Genomic DNA, 529 nt, shown 5'->3' on the forward strand with positions numbered 1-529 from the left:
GGATGGAAGTTGCAGATTGGTAGTAAGGAGCTTTCGTTTTCTTCAGATACAATTCAAGCAAACTCTTATTTGATTCTCTGTTCTCATACCTCCAAAGATGAATTTTTAGTTTATGGAAATGTCCATTCTTTATCCAATTTCATTGGCTTAACTAATTCAGGAAACCGTTTGAGATTGATGTCTGCACAAGGAAAAACAATTGATGAGATCGCATATTCTTCTACTTGGTATCAATCTAGATCTAAAAATGATGGTGGTTGGAGTTTAGAGCGAATTGATCCTGCAAATACTTGTAGTAGCCAAGGCAATTGGTCAGTATCAATAAATGAAAAAGGGGGAACCCCCGGTCAAATTAATTCAATTTATGATGAAAACATAGATGATAAAGCACCAAAGGTAGTTTCTTTCAAACTGGTATCGGAAAATCAGTTGGATTTGGAATTTAGTGAAGTGATTGACGAAGTAACATTTCTCAATCCTGAGAATTATAATATTCAAGCCAATGCATTAAAGGAGATTACTTCCATTT

1 pseudogene is annotated in these 529 nt (G+C 34.6%); it reads left to right on the forward strand.

Annotated features, from left to right (window positions below):
• Nucleotides 1-529 (forward strand): annotated as a pseudogene (locus M0051_RS19630) (hypothetical protein); the annotation flags it as partial.

This window comes from Marinifilum sp. D714, assembly GCF_030851345.1.
In the GTDB taxonomy this organism is placed as follows: domain Bacteria; phylum Bacteroidota; class Bacteroidia; order Bacteroidales; family Marinifilaceae; genus Marinifilum.